Annotated in this window: 13 protein-coding genes; 7 read left to right on the forward strand and 6 right to left on the reverse strand. The window is 69.3% G+C overall.

Going from position 1 to position 15,085, the window contains the following annotated elements; all coding sequences use genetic code 11:
• The first annotated feature begins 8 nt into the window (after window positions 1-8).
• From pbpC to ACNI65_RS04400, 3 genes are all read left to right on the forward strand, one after another.
• Window positions 9-2,174, forward strand: coding sequence for a penicillin-binding protein 1C (gene pbpC, locus ACNI65_RS04390; RefSeq protein WP_416763566.1), 2,166 nt, complete (start codon window positions 9-11; stop codon window positions 2,172-2,174).
• A 49-nt stretch (window positions 2,175-2,223) separates the two neighbouring features.
• The gene (locus tag ACNI65_RS04395; RefSeq protein WP_416761410.1) at window positions 2,224-2,529 is read left to right on the forward strand and encodes a hypothetical protein; all 306 of its coding nucleotides are present in this window, start codon (window positions 2,224-2,226) and stop codon (window positions 2,527-2,529) included.
• A 213-nt stretch (window positions 2,530-2,742) separates the two neighbouring features.
• A complete protein-coding gene (locus ACNI65_RS04400) occupies window positions 2,743-5,328 on the forward strand; it encodes a chemotaxis protein CheW (protein ID WP_416761411.1) in 2,586 nt (861 codons plus the stop codon).
• Window positions 5,329-5,343: 15 nt separating this feature from the next.
• Here ACNI65_RS04400 and ACNI65_RS04405 read toward each other — a convergent pair whose 3' ends face one another.
• Window positions 5,344-5,943, reverse strand: a complete 600-nt coding sequence (locus ACNI65_RS04405) for a GNAT family N-acetyltransferase (protein WP_416761412.1) — start codon at window positions 5,941-5,943, stop codon at window positions 5,344-5,346.
• A gap of 342 nt (window positions 5,944-6,285) precedes the next feature.
• Here ACNI65_RS04405 and ACNI65_RS04410 point away from each other — a divergent pair, with 342 nt between their 5' ends.
• The gene (locus tag ACNI65_RS04410; protein WP_416761414.1) at window positions 6,286-6,786 is read left to right on the forward strand and encodes an SET domain-containing protein; all 501 of its coding nucleotides are present in this window, start codon (window positions 6,286-6,288) and stop codon (window positions 6,784-6,786) included.
• A 59-nt stretch (window positions 6,787-6,845) separates the two neighbouring features.
• Here ACNI65_RS04410 and ACNI65_RS04415 read toward each other — a convergent pair whose 3' ends face one another.
• From ACNI65_RS04415 to ACNI65_RS04430, 4 genes are all read right to left on the reverse strand, one after another.
• The gene (locus ACNI65_RS04415) at window positions 6,846-7,688 is read right to left on the reverse strand and encodes a segregation and condensation protein A (protein ID WP_416763567.1); all 843 of its coding nucleotides are present in this window, start codon (window positions 7,686-7,688) and stop codon (window positions 6,846-6,848) included.
• Between the two features lie 78 nt (window positions 7,689-7,766).
• The gene (locus tag ACNI65_RS04420; RefSeq protein ID WP_416761415.1) at window positions 7,767-7,970 is read right to left on the reverse strand and encodes a DUF3460 family protein; all 204 of its coding nucleotides are present in this window, start codon (window positions 7,968-7,970) and stop codon (window positions 7,767-7,769) included.
• Between the two features lie 84 nt (window positions 7,971-8,054).
• Window positions 8,055-10,100, reverse strand: coding sequence for a methionine--tRNA ligase (metG, locus tag ACNI65_RS04425; RefSeq protein WP_416761417.1), 2,046 nt, complete (start codon window positions 10,098-10,100; stop codon window positions 8,055-8,057).
• Window positions 10,101-10,179: 79 nt separating this feature from the next.
• A complete protein-coding gene (locus ACNI65_RS04430) occupies window positions 10,180-11,175 on the reverse strand; it encodes a bile acid:sodium symporter family protein (RefSeq protein WP_416761418.1) in 996 nt (331 codons plus the stop codon).
• A 925-nt stretch (window positions 11,176-12,100) separates the two neighbouring features.
• Here ACNI65_RS04430 and minC point away from each other — a divergent pair.
• The 3 genes from minC to minE are packed head-to-tail and all read left to right on the forward strand — an operon-like array spanning window position 12,101 to window position 14,165.
• Window positions 12,101-13,021, forward strand: coding sequence for a septum site-determining protein MinC (gene minC, locus ACNI65_RS04435; protein ID WP_416761419.1), 921 nt, complete (start codon window positions 12,101-12,103; stop codon window positions 13,019-13,021).
• Window positions 13,022-13,070: 49 nt separating this feature from the next.
• Complete coding sequence (gene minD, locus ACNI65_RS04440; RefSeq protein ID WP_416761420.1) at window positions 13,071-13,883, forward strand: septum site-determining protein MinD; 813 nt, start codon at window positions 13,071-13,073, stop codon at window positions 13,881-13,883.
• A gap of 18 nt (window positions 13,884-13,901) precedes the next feature.
• On the forward strand, window positions 13,902-14,165 hold the full coding sequence (gene minE, locus ACNI65_RS04445; protein ID WP_416761422.1) for a cell division topological specificity factor MinE: 264 nt from the start codon (window positions 13,902-13,904) through the stop codon (window positions 14,163-14,165).
• Window positions 14,166-14,187: 22 nt separating this feature from the next.
• Here minE and ACNI65_RS04450 read toward each other — a convergent pair whose 3' ends face one another.
• Window positions 14,188-15,045, reverse strand: a complete 858-nt coding sequence (locus tag ACNI65_RS04450; RefSeq protein WP_416761424.1) for a J domain-containing protein — start codon at window positions 15,043-15,045, stop codon at window positions 14,188-14,190.
• Between the last annotated feature and the right edge of the window lie 40 nt (window positions 15,046-15,085).

Genomic DNA, 15,085 nt, shown 5'->3' on the forward strand with positions numbered 1-15,085 from the left:
TCGCCGGCATGGGCGTGGGGATCGCCGCGAGGGCGCAGGACTTGCCGTCCTATGCCCAGACACGGTCCGCGCATCCGGTGTCCGATCTCCAACTGCTGGACCGACGGGGCGAGCCGCTGCAGACCCTGCGCGTGGACCCGACGCGGCGCGTGCTGGCCTGGGTGCCGCTGGAAGAGATGTCGCCGTCGCTGTTGCGGGCGATGTTGCTGTCCGAGGATCAGCGCTTCTACGCGCACAGCGGCGTGGACTGGTCCGCGGTCGCGTCCAGCGCGTGGGCGAACCTCTGGAACACCCGCACGCGGGGCGCCTCCACCGTGACGATGCAACTGGCCGGATTGCTCGACGAGGACCTCGCGCGTCGAGGCGGTCGCAGCCTTCGCCAGAAGCTGGGACAGGCCTGGGTCGCGACTCGCCTGGAGCAGCGGTGGACCAAGGCCCAGATCCTGGAGGCCTACCTGAACCGGGTGCCCTTGCGCGGGGAACTGGTCGGCGTGCCGGCGGCGGCCCAGGCGCTTTTCGGCAAGCGCCCCGCGGGACTGGATGCCCGCGAGTCGGCCTTGCTCGCCGCGATGCTTCGCGGGCCGAATGTGGCGCCGGAGGCTCTTGCGACTCGCGCGTGCGGCGTGTTGCGCGCGATGGGACAGGCGTGCGACGGCTTGGCGGATGAGGTCGGCGCGGTGTTGCGCCGCAAACCGCTGGTGCTGGCCGATTCGCCGCAATGGGCCCCGCACTTCGCGCGCCTCGCGCTGCGGGCGGGGGAGGGCCCGACGCGGCGCAGCACGCTGGACGCCGTCTCGCAGCGCACGGCGGTGCTGTCGCTGAGACGGCATCTGGCCGAGCTGGCCGATCGGCAGGTCGAGGATGGCGCCGTCATCGCGCTCGACAACGACACCGGCGAGATCCGCGTGTGGGTGGGATCCAGCGGCAGCCAGCTGTCGGAGTCCGCGCAGGTCGATCACGTGCTGGCGCGGCGGCAGCCCGGCTCCACGCTCAAGCCCTTCCTGTACGAGCTCGCCCTGGAGCGACGCCTGATCACCGCGGCCAGCCTGCTGGACGATTCACCGGCGCAGGTGGCGACGGCGGCCGGCCTGTACCTGCCGCAGAACTACGACAAGCAGTACCGCGGCTGGATCAGCGCACGCGCGTCGCTGGGCAACAGCCTGAACATCCCGGCCGTACGCCTGTCCTTGATGCTGACGCCCGAGGCGGTGTTCGACCGGCTCAACGCCCTGGGTCTGGCGTTGCCTGAGACCGGCGGGTTCTATGGCCCTTCGCTGGCCCTGGGGAGCGCCGACGTCACCTTGCTCGGCCTGACCAACGCGTACCGCGCGCTGGCCAATGGGGGCCGTTATGGTGAAGTCCGCTTGCCGAGCGAGAAAGCGGAACGAGCAGCGCGCCCGCGGCAGGTCGCCGATCCGCGCGCGAGTTTCATCGTCGGCGACATGCTGGCCGACAACAACGCGCGCGCGCTGACCTTCGGACTGTCCAGCGCGCTGGCGCTGCCGTTCCCGGCGTCCGTGAAGACCGGCACCAGCAAGGACATGCGCGACAACTGGTGCATCGGCTGGACGCGACGATTCACGGTCGGAGTCTGGGTCGGCAACTCCAGCGGCGAGGCGATGCAGCAGGTCTCCGGCGTCAGCGGGGCCGCGCCGGTGTGGCGCGAGGTCATGTTGGCGCTCCACGCGGGCAAGCCGCCCCGCGCGGCGGAGCCACCGGCGGGCGTTCTCCAGCAGGCCGTGCGTTTCGACGGTGGCCAGGAGCCGCCACGGCCCGAGTGGTTCGTCTCGGGCACCGAACAGGCGGTGATCCGCATCGCCGAGCCGTCCGTCGCCCTGAGCAATCCGACCGACGGTGCGATCTACGCGCTCGATCCGGACATTCCACCGGCGGCGCAGCGGTTGCGCTTCTCCCACGCGGGCCGACTGCCGCAAGGCGGCACGGCCAGCTGGCGACTGGACGGCCGCGTGATCGGCAAGGGCGCGACGCTGGATTGGCTGCCGATGCCGGGGCGCCACGAGCTGGCGCTGCTCGACGGACGCGGCCAGGTGCTGCAGCAGGTGCGCTTCGAGGTCCGGGGCGCCGGCTTGCGCGCGGGGCCCCATCCCGCCAATCCGCAAGTCAAGCGCACCAAGGCGCAGTTCGTCGCCGAGCCCTGGCGATCGGCGGGCTGACTTTCGATACTCCTTCCATCGCTAAGATGCAGATTCGAGCGGGGAGACCATGCAAAGCCGTCAACGACAAGCGCTGAATGCCCACCGGCCCACCTTCCAGGTGGTGGCCGCTGCCTTGCTGGGCGTCGCGCTGCTGGCCCCGGCCGCGCCGGCCCAGGCCAGCGAGGTCGTCAAGCTGGCCCGCCTGCTGATCACCGGCAAGCGTCAGGCGGCCCGGCCGCCCGCGCCGCAGCCGGCGGCGCCGGAGCGCGCCACCGACTCGTCGAGCCAGCCGCAGAGCCGTGCCGCCGACGGCGAACTGCACGCGCAAGCCCCGCGTCGCACCGCCGAAGGCGCGATGGTCACGATGGACTGAGCGCGAACGCCGCGCACCAAGTCGTCGCACCCGTCCGGCAGGGCTCCCCAACTCACGGCACGGCCGCACCAGTTCGGCGCTTGCCGCCGGATTGCCGTGCGATCCCTGAAGTTAACGTCGGAAACCGTGCGTTTCTCCCCCTGACAACGTCGTCATCGCGCGCCACACTGCCGCGCTTCGCCTCACGAGGGCGCGATCGTTGGGAGGAATCAGATGACGCAGGGATCCGACAAGGTCTATCGAAAAGGCCTGCCCTTCAGCGCCGAGGTGGCGCCCTTGCTGGCGGCGATGCCGCTGCTGGAGGAGTACCGGGAGCCGTTGCTGCGGCTCCAGGGCGCCTGGGACAGCTTGGCGCTGCTCGGGCAGATGAGCGGCGCGGCGACCGACATGGCCGACACCCGGACCGCATTCGAGGCCCTGACCGCGCGGCTGCTCGACAGCCTGGCCCGGCGCCAGTTGCGCCACGCGGTCCAGCATCTGCAAGGCCGATCCCAGGTCGCCATCGACATCCTGGTCCGCAATCTGTTCGAACGCACCGCGGACGTCGGTTTCCTGGCCAGTGACGCGCCCTTGCGGGCGCTGCTCCAGGCGGATGCCGCAGGCACGGTCGAGGACGGGCAGATCCAGGCGTTGCGGCGGCGCTTCGCCGCCTACGTCGCCAAGTATTCGGTTTACGACCAGGTCGTGCTGCTCGCCGCCGACGGCCGTCGCCTGGCGGCGCTGGATGAGGCGTCCTGCGCGACGATCGTCGATGACGTGCGTCTGCGCGAGGCCCTCGAGCCGGGCCGCGCCTTCGTCGAGGTGCACGGTCCGACCGCGCTGCTGGGCGGCCGCGCCGGCCTGATCTACGCAGCGGCGGTGAGCGGCGCGGACGGCTCGGACGCGCGCGGCCTGCTGTGCCTGTCGTTCAAGCTCGAGGATGAGATGTCGGGCCTGTTCCGCGCGCTGTGCGCGGGCGTGTCGCGCTCGGTCCTGGTGCTGAAGGACGCGGGCGGCAAGGTCCTGCTGACCTCCGACCCCTGGCAGATCCCGCTGGGTGCGCCCTTGCCGCCTGCCGGCCAGGCGCAGGGCTGGCGGCTCGATTTCGCCGGGCGCGACTACCTCGCCTGCGAGAGCTCGGCCAGCGGCTACGAGGGCTATGTCGGCCCGGGTTGGCAGGCGCAGATGCTCCAGCCGCTGCAACACGCGTTCGCGGAAGCACCACCAGAACGCCAGGCCGCGCGCGCGCGGGACCTCGATACCCGCGAGCTCTTCGACGAGGAGCTGCGCAGCATTCCCGTGGAAGCGCGCCGGATCCAGCGTGAGCTGTCGCGGTCCTTGTGGAACGGCAAGCTCAAGAGCCGTGCGCACGCGCAGCCGACCGCCGGGCAGGCGGGCGCCGGCGGCAATGCCTTTGCAGTGACGCTGCTCAATGAGGTCGAACGCACCGGCGAGCAACTGCGCCAGGTGTTCGAGCGTGCGATCGCGCAGCTCGAGGAGGGGGCGCTCGACGCGGTCTTCGACGGGGCCGGTTTCCAGTCCGAACTGGCGATCTCGATCGTCAACCGCAATCTCTACGAACGGTCCAACGACTGCCGCTGGTGGGCGCTCGACGCGCGGCTGCAGCAGGCCCTCGCGCGCGGCGACGCGGCGGCGGCCACGGACGTGCTCGCCAGCATCCACGCGCTGTACACGGTCTATTCGCTGCTACTGGTGTTCGACACGCAAGGGCGTGTGATCGCCGTGTCGGATCCGGCGCAGGCGCACCACGTCGGCCGCTCGCTGCAAGGGGACTGGGTGCAGGGCGCGCTGTCCTCGCGCGACGCGGGGCAGTACGTCGTTTCCGATCACTCGCCCTGCGGGCTCTATGGCGAGGATGGCCGTGCCCCGTGCCTGGTGTACGCCGCGGCCGTGCCGCATCCGGACGCGGCGACGCCGGTGGGCGGCATTGCCATCGTGTTCGACGGCGAGCCGCAGTTCCGGGCGATGTTGCGCGCTGCCTTGCCGGAGAGGGCGGGCGCGACCGCGGTGCTGGTGACACGCGCCGGCGAGATCGTCGCGAGCAGCGATGCGCGCTGGTCCGCGGGTCAGGTCTTGCCATTCCCGCTGCCGGCGCTGGCCAGCCTGGCCGCGGATCAGCATGTGACCGGCGAGATGTCGCTCGATGGGCGGGTGATGGCCTATGGCCTGGCGATGTCGGGCGGTTATCGCGAGTACCGCCGGCTCACGCCCGCGGCGGCCGGCGACCTCGCCGCGCTGGTGATGTTGCCGTTGGGCGAGCGGCTCGCGGGTGGTGACTCCGCCGCGTTGTCCGCCTCGGCCGCGGCGTTCGCGCCGATGGCCCCGGGCGGCACGAAGACACTGGACGTGGCGAGCTTCCTCGTCGACCACCAGTGGCTGGGTTTGCCCGCGATGCAGGTCGTCGCGGCGCTGGAGCGTCAGCGCATCACCGCGTGGCCGACCGCGCCGGCGGCGGTCCGCGGCATGCTCGCCTTCGAAGGACGGATGCTGCCGGTCCTGGATCTGGGCCAGTTGCTGTTCCACCGGCCCTGCGGCGACGAGGCCGCGCTGATGGTGTGCCAGACCGGCGCCGGTCAGCGCCTGGTGCTCGCGGTGCAGCAGCTGGGGCAGGTGTTCGTCGCGGGCGCGGAGCAGCTGCAGCCCAGCCCGACCCGACCGGGATGGGCGGCGCAGGCGCAGGTCCATCTGCTCAAGGGCCGTGGACCGCAGATGCTGACGCTGCTCGATGGCGACGACCTCTGGCGCCTGGTCAACGGCGTGACGGCCGCTGCCCAGGCCGAGGTCCTCGCGCTGGAGTGAACGGATCGGCCTGCGTCAGGCGTCGCCGCCGGCGCGGCCGATCACCGGCGGGCGCGGGTGCAGACGCGCCATCGTGAAGGCGTCGACGTAGCGGCCCTCGCGCAGCCCGTAGCCGCGCAGCCGGCCCTCGTGCTCGAAGCCGAACCGCTCGTAGAGCCGGATGGCCGGCGCGTTGTCGACGAACACGGTCAGCTCGATGCGCAGGATGCCGAGCCAGTCATCGGCCTGGCGCGTCAGCGCGTCCATCAGCGCCGAGCCGACCCCGCGGCCATGCGCGTCCGGGTGCACGCCGATGCCCAGCATCATCGCGTGCCGGCGCCGCAACTGCTGGCCGGCCGGATGCAGACCGGCCGAGCCCACCAGCCGATCGCCATCGAAGGCCAGCAGCGAGAGCTCCGGCGAGTTGGTGTCGGGTGCTTTCGAGAAGCGTTCTTGCCACATCAGCTCGGACGTGAACGGCGTCTGCAGCAGCCAGGGCTGCACGCCGGGATGACCCAGCAGGTCCGCCATCGCGCGGGCGTCCTCGGGGCGAGGGCGGCGCAGCGTGAGGCCATCAGCGACGCGCGGGGCGCGATCGCCGGGAGCAAAGGAACGAGGGGTCTTCGGGGGCAACATCGGGATCTCCGGTGGGGGCTGGGACCGAGGGCTGAAACGAACAAGGCCCGCGTTGTCGCGGGCCTTGTGGGGGGGCGTTCGGGGGATCCTGTCGGGGACCGAGGGGTCCGGATCCTGGGGCGTCTACCGCGTTCGACGCGCTCCCGACCTGCGTGCGCACAGTTGCGCCTGCATCAGATGCAGACACATCGGGACGTGGTGGACGGGGATCGCGCGGAACATGCGGACCAGTATCCGGGGCGGTTGTCGAGGGCGTCAAGCGACGCGCCTGAACCGCCAGTGGCAACGGCGCGACAATGCGCCTTTCCCGATTCATCGCGGCTTGGGCCGCGCGCCGTCCGCATGCCTCGACTGAGTTCCGTCGCCGTTGATCCAAGTCCGACCCGCGCGACCCCGACCGCTGCCGACGCGTCGCCGCGCCGGAGCGGGCAGCCGCAGCCGGCCGAGCGCTTCGCGCTCAGCGTGGACAAGAGTCCGATCGATGGTCTGGGCGTGTTCGCCGCGGAGGCCATCCCGGCGCGCCGCAAGATCGGCGAGATGCGCGGCGAGATCGTGCCGGTGCGCGAGGCGCGGCGTCGCATCGAGGGACGCCGCCGCATCCACGTCGTGGAGGTCACCGACAAGACCGCGATCGACGCGACGAAGTCCGATTGCGCGCTGCGTCACGTCAACCACAGCTGCGCGCCCAACGCGGTGTTGCGCATCCGCCAGGGCCGCGCGGAGTTCTACGCGATCCGCGACATCGATCCCGGTGAGGAGATCTGCGCCGATTACGGCGAGAGCCACCATGAGGGCCGGCTGCGTTGCCGTTGCGGCGCGCCCAACTGCAAGGGGCGGCTCTGAACCGCGGGCCCTCGGGTCGATCTCGATCGGTTGACCCGGCCTGAGCGGCCGGGCTCTGCTCAGCTCGGCGCGTAGGCCAGCCGCACGTAGATCGGCGCGAAGGCCTCGGCCTGCGTGATCTCGACCAGGCGCTCCCGCGCCAGCTCGAGCATCGCGATGAAGGACACCACCAGCACCTGCGAGCCCTTGTCCAGCTCGAACAGGTCCTCGAACTCGACGAAACGCTGGCCCTGCAGCCGGCGCAGCAGGTGCGACATGTACTCGCGCACCGACAGCTGCTCGCGCGAGATCTTGTGGTGCTGGTTCAGCTTGGCGCGGCGCATCAGGTCGGCCCAGGCGGCGCGCAGGTCGTCGATGTGCACGTCCGGCAGCCGCGGCGCCAGCGACTGCTCGATGTGGATCTGTGCCCGCAGGAAGTCGCGGCCCAGCACGGGCAACTGGTCCAGCCGCAGCGCGGCCTGCTTCATCTGCTCGTACTCGAGCAGCCGGCGCACCAGCTCCGCCCGCGGATCCTCGGGCTCGCCGCCGTCCTCGGACTTCTTGGGCGGCAGCAGCATGCGCGACTTGATCTCGATCAGCATCGCCGCCATCAGCAGGTACTCGCTGGCGAGCTCGAGGTTGTGCTTGCGCAGCTGCTCGACGTAGCTCAGGTACTGCCGCGTGACCTCGGCCAGCGGAATGTCGAGGATGTTGAAGTTCTGCTTGCGGATCAGGTACAGCAGCAGGTCCAGCGGGCCCTGGAAGGCCTCGAGGAAGACCTCCAGCGCATCCGGCGGGATGTAGAGGTCCTGCGGCATGGCGAACAGCGGCTCGCCATACAGCCGCGCGACGGCGACGTGATCGACCGTCTCGGGCGTGGAAGCGCCGCCGCCCTGATCCGCCGGGGCATCCGGCAGCGTCAGGGCGGTGGGGTCGTGGTCGTCAGCCTGGCTCACGCCGGGGGTCTGATCCGAGTTTCCGAGGGTCCCGGAGAATCCGGCTTACTCGGACTTGGTCTGGTAGACGTAGGCCTGCTGCGCGACGCGGGCGTCGTTGTAGCCGGCCTGGGCGCTGCGGTCCTGCTCGCGGTCCCACAGCAGGGCGCGGCCGGCGCGCTGCTCGGCTTCCAGCGTCGGCTTCTTGGCCTTGAGCTCATTGATGAACTGCGTGGCCTCGGATTCGTATTTCTTCCAGAACAGCGGCATGGTGGTCTCTTGATCGAGGATTCGAAAAACTGGGTCGGATTCTAGGCGGTCGGTCCGGCGGCGGTCCGTGCACAAGCCGCGTGCTTACCGCACGCGCATGCCCGGCTGGGCGCCCGGGAAGGGCTCCAGCACGAAGATGCCGGGGTGGGCCTTCTCGTCAGCGTGACTGGCGGCCAGCACCATGCCCTCGGAGATGCCGAACTTCATCTTGCGCGGCGCGAGGTTGGCGACCATGACGGTCAGCTTGCCCTCGAGCTGCTCAGGCTGATAGGCGCTGCGGATGCCGCTGAAGACATTGCGCAGGCGACCCTCGCCGACGTCCAGCGTCAGGCGCAGCAGCTTGTCCGAACCGTCCACCAGCTCGGCCTTGACGATCTTGGCGATGCGCAGGTCGACCTTGGCGAAGTCGTCGATCTTGATCTCCGGCGCCAGGTCCTCGCCGCCGGGCACGACCTTGGGCGGGGCGGGCGGCTCGAACAGCGCTTCCAGCAGCTTCGGATCGACGCGTTGCAGCAAGTGCTCATAGCCGCCGATGCGATGCGCGCCCAGCGCGCGCTCGGCATCGGCGAAGGTCATCGGCGCGACCTGCAGGAAGGCCTCGACCTTGGCCACCAGCGCCGGCAGCACCGGCTTCAGGTAGATCGACAGCAGGCGGAAAGCCTCGATGCAGACGGTGCAGACGTCCTGCAGCACCTGGTCCTTGCCCTCCCGCTTGGCCAGGTCCCAAGGCTTGTTCTGGTCGACATACTCGTTGACGCGGTCCGCCAGCAGCATGATCTCGCGCAGCGCCTTGCCGAACTCGCGGGTCTCGTAGAGCTCCACGATCGCGCCCTTGTGAGCGCGCAGGCCGTCCAGCAGCGCCAGGCCCTCGACGCCGACATCGGCCGACAGCTGGCCGCCGAAGCGCTTGGACAGGAATCCCGCCGCGCGGCTGGCGATGTTGATGTACTTGCCGACCAGGTCGGAGTTGACGCGGGCGACGAAGTCCTCGGGGTTGAAGTCGACGTCCTCGACGCGGCCGTTGAGCTTGGCGGCGAGGTAGTAGCGCAGCCACTCGGGATTCATGCCCAGCGCCAGGTACTTCATCGGGTCCAGGCCGGTGCCGCGGCTCTTGGACATCTTCTCGCCGCCGTTGACGGTGAGGAAGCCATGCACGTACACATGGTTGGGCGTCTTGCGGCCGCTGAAATGCAGCATCGCCGGCCAGAACAGCGTGTGGAAGTAGGTGATGTCCTTGCCGATGAAATGGATCTGCTCGGTCGTCGGGTCGTTGACGAACGCGTCGAAGTCGCGGCCGGTCTTGCCGAAGTAGTTCTTCAGCGAGGCCAGGTAGCCGATGGGCGCGTCCAGCCACACGTAGAAGTACTTGCCCGGCGCATCGGGGATCTCGATGCCGAAGTAGGGCGCGTCGCGGCTGATGTCCCAGTCGCCCAGGCCGCCGTTGCCGTCCTCGTCCTTGGCGAACCACTCCTTGATCTTGTTGAGCACCTCGGGCTGCAGGCGGCCGGGCGCCTGCGTCCATTGCTCGAGGAACTCGACGCAGCGCGGGTCGGACAGCTTGAAGAAGTAGTGCTCGGAGGTCTTCATCACCGGCGTGGCGCCGGTCAGCACGGAGAACGGGTTCTTCAGCTCGGTGGGCGTGTAGACCGCGCCGCAGACCTCGCAGGAGTCGCCGTACTGGTCCTTGGCGCCGCACTTGGGGCATTCGCCCTTGATGAAGCGGTCGGGCAGGAACATCGACTTCTGCGGGTCGAAGAACTGCTCGATGGTCTTCACCGAGATCAGCTCGTTGGCGCGCAGCGCCTTGTAGATGTCCTTGGACAGCTCGTGGTTCTCGGCGCCGTCGGTCGAGTGCCAGTTGTCGAAGCTGATGTGGAAGCCGTCCAGGTACTGCTTGCGGCCCGAGGCGATGTCCGCGACGAACTGCTGCGGGCTCTTCCCGGCCTTCTCCGCCGCGATCATGATCGGCGCGCCGTGCGCGTCGTCGGCGCAGACGAAGTGCACCTCGCTGCCCTGCATCCGCTGGAAGCGCACCCAGATGTCGGCCTGGGTGTACTCCATGATGTGGCCAATGTGGAAGTTCGCATTGGCGTAGGGGAGGGCGGTGGTGACGAAGAGCTTGCGTGTCATGGCGCGATGAGGGCGGTGGTCCCGCCGGTCGCAGTCGGACGAAATGTCCAAGCGGCGGCGTCCGGGGGAACCGGCGATTTTAGGCGCGTGAAACGCGTGCCGCGTAACGCTGGGCGAGCCACGAGCACAGGATCAGCTGCAGCTGGTGATAGAACATGATCGGCAGGACGATCACGCCCACCGCCGGATGCGCCCCGAACAGCAGCTTGGCCATCGGCACGCCCGAGGCCAGCGTCTTCTTGGAGCCGCAGAACACGGCGGCGATCTCGTCCTCCACCGACAGGCCCATCGCGCGCGCCGCCAGCCGGCTCAGCACGATGACCACCGCCAGGAACAGCGCCGCGCCGAGCGCGGCCTTCACCAGCAGCTCCGCGCCGTGGTCGCGCCACAAGCCCGAGGCCACCGAGTCGCTGAACGCCGACAGCACGAGCAGGATGATCACCCAGCGGTCGATCAGCGTGATGCGCGACTTGTGCGCCGTGTAGAAGCGCAGCAGCACCGGACGCAGCAACTGGCCCGCCAGCAGCGGCAGCAGCAGCAGCTGGGTGAGCTTCCAGACGGCCTCGCCGAAGGGCAGCGTCGCGCCGCTGGTCCCGGCCATCAGCGTCACCAGCAGCGGCGTCAGCACGATGCCCAGCAGGCTGGAGACGCTGGCATTGAAGATCGCCGCGGGCACGTTGCCCTTGGCCAGCACCGTCATCGCCACCGACGAGGAGATCGTCGAGGGCAGCGCGCACAGGTAGGCGAAGCCCAGCGCGAGGTCGGGCGGCAGCCAGCGGCCGAACAGCGCGGTGAAGCCCCACCACAGCAGCGGGAACAGCGCGTAGGTGCTCAGCTGCACGAGCAGGTGAACGCGCCACTTGAGCGCCCCGTCGCGCAACGCCGCGGCCGATAGGCCCAGCCCGGTCAGGAAGAACACCAGCGCCACGCCCCAGTTGCTGACGACCTCCAGGCGCAGCAGCCCGCCGCTGCGGCCGAGATCGGGCCAGGCGCTCGCGAGCGCGACCGCGCCCACCAGCGCCATCAGGAACCATTCCTTGCGAACCCAGGACCGGAGGCCCACCGCCAAGCTCATCGCCAACCTTTCGCCAGCGCTCGGCCGGCACAACCATCGGGGAAAAGCAGGGACTCTAGCGGGCGCCGGACTTGCCCACCTGTCCTCAGCCTTGCCCGGGCGCCAGTTTCTTCGTCCGACGCAACGCCGGCCGCCCTGCATGTCGGATTCATGACGCACGCTGGTGCATCCGTGACGGTGATCGCACGGACAGCGCGCCCACCGGCCGGCCCTGGCGCGGCGTCATCGACTGGATTTGTAACGGTCCGGGCGTCTGTGGCTCGTCCCAAACACCCCCGGGGAGGGTCCCGAAAGGGGGTGAGGACCTCGCCTGCCAGTTCAAGGACCCCCGCTAAATCGTTGATTTGAAAGCCCCTGGAAACCTATCCACCGAGCCTGTGGATAACTGTGGGGAAAACCTGCCCGCGATCGCTCTAAACCGTTGAAAGACGGTCGCCTGAGGTTGGGTGCCTCATTTCCGGGCAAGCCAAATCGTTCTATATGAATCAATGACTTGGCGGGGCCACGGGAAAACCAGCAGCAACCTTGGGGCGGCGGTGTGCGAAGGAGGTCGAGAGCGGCACGATGGGGATAAGTCAAGCCCCGCATCCATCATTTTTGGGTTGACAGCCGCGAGATGACGCTGGAAGAGGCGACCCCTGCGGCCGGTCCGGAACTCCCCCGGACGGCGGATCTGTCCCCCGCCCCTGTGGACAAGCATGTGTGTCTCCTGGCGATGGCGCTTGCAAGTGCTTGTCACGACCGGTATTCCGGTGGTTTGCTCGAAAAAGAGGCAATCGTGACGAGGGTCCGACCGCCGGATGACACCGGCATGAGGAGCGCCTGACGGCTTTCGGGTGGTCGCGGGCTGGGCAGGCCCCTAAAGGGAGGGCCTCCGCGCACCGCTAAAATCCGCGACTTTGCAAACGCATTCCTCATTTCTTTCATGACGCAGGCCGTGGCGGGAAATTTGTCGGGGCGATCCGCCGCCGGCAAGACTCCAGAACTTTTTGAACTGAAGAGCGCCTCGCTGAGCCTGCTCGCCCTCGTGCTCAAGAGCGGCGACACCGCCGCGCTGGACGCGGAGCTGACGGCCAAGCTGGGCGAGACGCCCGATGCCTTCCACCACGACCCGCTGCTGCTGGACCTGAGCCAGCTGCCGGCCGTGGATGCCGAGGTGATGGTGGTCGATGGCGGTGCCGGGCAGTCCGAGCTGAATCTGTCGGTCGAGCCGGTCGAGTCGGCCAAGGTGGCGCCGGACGCCGCCGACGGTGACGCCGCCGCCCGCGTGGACCTGGCCGCCGTGCTGCCGCTGCTGCGCCGTCACCGGCTGCAGCCGGTGGGCGTGATCGGTGCCAATGCCGCGGAACTGGCGCAGGCCGCCGAGCTGGGTCTGGCCGAGGCGCCCGACGAACCGGTTCGTGCGGAGCGCGTGGAGCGTGAACCGCGCCCTGAGCCCAAGGTCCAGCAGGTCATCAAGGAAGTGATCGTCGAGCGCGCCGTCGAGGTGCCCGTGCCGGCCCCGGCGCCCGCGCCGACGGTGTACGTCGACAAGCCGCTGCGCTCGGGCCAGCAGGTCTACGCCAAGGGCGCCGACCTGGTCGTGCTGGCCGCGGTGAACCACGGGGCCGAGGTGATCGCCGACGGCAGCGTCCACGTCTACGCGCCGCTGCGCGGCAAGGTCATCGCCGGTGCGCGCGGCAACGCGCAGGCGCGGATCTTCGCGCAGCAGCTCGATGCCGAGCTGATCGCCATCGCCGGCATCTACCGCACCAGCGAGAACCCGCTGCCGGACAACGTGCGCGGCAAGCCGGCGCAGGTCCGGCTGGACGGCGAGAAATTGATCATGGAACCGCTGGGCGCGTGAGCCGGCGGATCCGCTGTTACCCGACACATTGAAAGAAGGACCTCGACCCATGACCAAGATCGTTGTGGTGACCTCCGGCAAGGGCGGCGTGGGCAAGACCACCACCAGCGCCAGCTTCGCCACCGGCCTCGCGATGCGCGGCTACAAGACCGCGGTGATCGACTTCGACGTCGGCCTGCGCAACCTCGACCTGATCATGGGTTGCGAGCGTCGCGTCGTGTATGACCTGATCAACGTCATCAACGACGAGATCAAGCTGAGCCAGGCGCTGATCAAGGACAAGCAGCTCGACAAGCTCTTCATCCTGGCCGCCTCGCAGACGCGCGACAAGGACGCGCTCAAGCAGGAGGGCGTCGAGCGCGTGCTGGAGGAGCTCAAGGCGATGGAGTTCGACTACATCGTCTGCGACTCGCCGGCCGGCATCGAGACCGGCGCGCTGATGGCCATGCATTACGCCGATGAGGCGCTGGTCGTGACCAACCCCGAGGTGTCCTCGGTGCGCGACAGCGATCGCATCCTGGGCATGCTCAACAGCAAGACCAAGCGCGCGATCGAAGGCAAGGAGCCCGTCAAGGAGCACCTGCTGATCACGCGCTACAACCCCAACCGCGTCGAGGGCGGGCAGATGCTGTCGCTGGAGGACATCCACGAGATCCTGCGCACGCCGCTGATCGGCGTGATCCCGGAAAGCGAAGTCGTGCTGCAGGCGTCCAACCAGGGCCTGCCCGCGATCCACATGAAGGGCACCGACGTGGCCGAGGCCTATGCCGACGTGATCTCGCGCTTCCTGGGCGAGGACAAGCCGATGCGATTCGTCGAGGCCGTCAAGCCCGGCTTCTTCAAGCGCCTGTTCAGCCGCTGACAGCCACGGGGAGACACCATGGGATTCATGTCCTTCTTCCTGGGTGAGAAGAAAAGCACCGCCAGCGTCGCCAAGGAGCGCCTGCAGCTGATCCTCGCCCATGAACGCAATGGTCGCGGCGCCAGCCCCGACTACCTGCCGCAACTGCAGCGCGAGCTGCTGGCGGTCATCTCCAAGTACGTCTCCATCAACCCGGACGACATCAAGGTGCACATGGAGCGCCAGGACGACCTCGAGGTCCTCGAGGTCAAGATCGAGCTGCCGGAGACCCGCAAGGCCTGATCAGGCCGGGGAAGCGGCCCGCTCAGTGCGAGGCCGCGATCCCGCCGCCCAGGCGCTGCTGGCGCTGGCGCAGGAAGGCCTCGGCCATGCTCGACTCGGGCTGCAGGCGCTGGCCGATGTAGAGCTCCTGGCGGCGCTCGGTGATCTGGGCGCGCAGCCGGTTGGCCATGATGCCCAGCGGATCGAGGCCCTTCTTCTCGGCGCGCGCGATGGACTCGCCGAGCTCATGCATCGTGTGGTTCCTGAGCAGCGCCAGATGGGCCTGGACCACGCGCAGGCGGCCCTGCACCGCGCGTTCCGCGCCGCGCAGCCATTCCATGACCGCATCGGCATCGCCGCCGCGGACCTTGACCAGGCTCTCGCCCGAGGCCAGCAAAAGCGCCTCCAGGCGCGCGCGATCGCAGGCTTCATAGGCCTCGTTCACCTCGGCCATCTTGCGCTCGCGGCGCACGCGCTCGGCATCGTCGGGCGCGAGGTCCGGATGCAGCCGCTTGGCGGCACGCCGATACAGCGTCTTGAGCGGCGGCGGGCCGACCTGCACCAGGCCGCCCTCGGGCTCCGCCGGCAGGGGCGCGCCCGCGGGCAGCAGCGGCAGCAGCGGCAGCGCGGTGGCGCGCGGCGCCTCGGGCGCGCGGGTGTCCAGCCCGTTGCGGGCCAGCGCCTCGTGCAGGTAGCGCATCGCGCAGTAGAGCTGTGATTCCAGCGCGTCCAGCTCCATGTAGAGCGGCCCCAGCGCGGCGACGTAGCGGTCCACGAAGCGCTGCATGCGCTGGCGGCAGTCGGCGTACTCGGCTTCCTGCGACGCGAGGTAGCGCTGAAGCTCGACCAGTTGATCGCGGCGGCGTTCGAATTCGCGCGGCGTGATGGCCTGGCTGAGCATGGTGGGCGGTGGTCCTGGACGGTGTCGATCTGAGCAGGGA

It is taken from the genome of Roseateles sp. So40a (assembly GCF_048081605.1).
In the GTDB taxonomy this organism is placed as follows: Bacteria; Pseudomonadota; Gammaproteobacteria; order Burkholderiales; family Burkholderiaceae_C; genus Roseateles.

Bases quoted from the DNA above. Each gene is read 5' to 3' on its own strand.
- pbpC (WP_416763566.1), top strand. From the start codon at position 9: ATGGGCGTGGGGATCGCCGCGAGGGCGCAGGACTTGCCGTCCTATGCC.
- ACNI65_RS04395 (WP_416761410.1), top strand. From the start codon at position 2,224: ATGCAAAGCCGTCAACGACAAGCGCTGAATGCCCACCGGCCCACCTTC.
- ACNI65_RS04400 (WP_416761411.1), top strand. From the start codon at position 2,743: ATGACGCAGGGATCCGACAAGGTCTATCGAAAAGGCCTGCCCTTCAGC.
- ACNI65_RS04405 (WP_416761412.1), bottom strand. From the start codon at position 5,943: ATGTTGCCCCCGAAGACCCCTCGTTCCTTTGCTCCCGGCGATCGCGCC.
- ACNI65_RS04410 (WP_416761414.1), top strand. From the start codon at position 6,286: ATGCCTCGACTGAGTTCCGTCGCCGTTGATCCAAGTCCGACCCGCGCG.
- ACNI65_RS04420 (WP_416761415.1), bottom strand. From the start codon at position 7,970: ATGCCGCTGTTCTGGAAGAAATACGAATCCGAGGCCACGCAGTTCATC.
- metG (WP_416761417.1), bottom strand. From the start codon at position 10,100: ATGACACGCAAGCTCTTCGTCACCACCGCCCTCCCCTACGCCAATGCG.
- ACNI65_RS04430 (WP_416761418.1), bottom strand. From the start codon at position 11,175: ATGAGCTTGGCGGTGGGCCTCCGGTCCTGGGTTCGCAAGGAATGGTTC.
- minC (WP_416761419.1), top strand. From the start codon at position 12,101: ATGACGCAGGCCGTGGCGGGAAATTTGTCGGGGCGATCCGCCGCCGGC.
- minD (WP_416761420.1), top strand. From the start codon at position 13,071: ATGACCAAGATCGTTGTGGTGACCTCCGGCAAGGGCGGCGTGGGCAAG.
- minE (WP_416761422.1), top strand. From the start codon at position 13,902: ATGGGATTCATGTCCTTCTTCCTGGGTGAGAAGAAAAGCACCGCCAGC.
- ACNI65_RS04450 (WP_416761424.1), bottom strand. From the start codon at position 15,045: ATGCTCAGCCAGGCCATCACGCCGCGCGAATTCGAACGCCGCCGCGAT.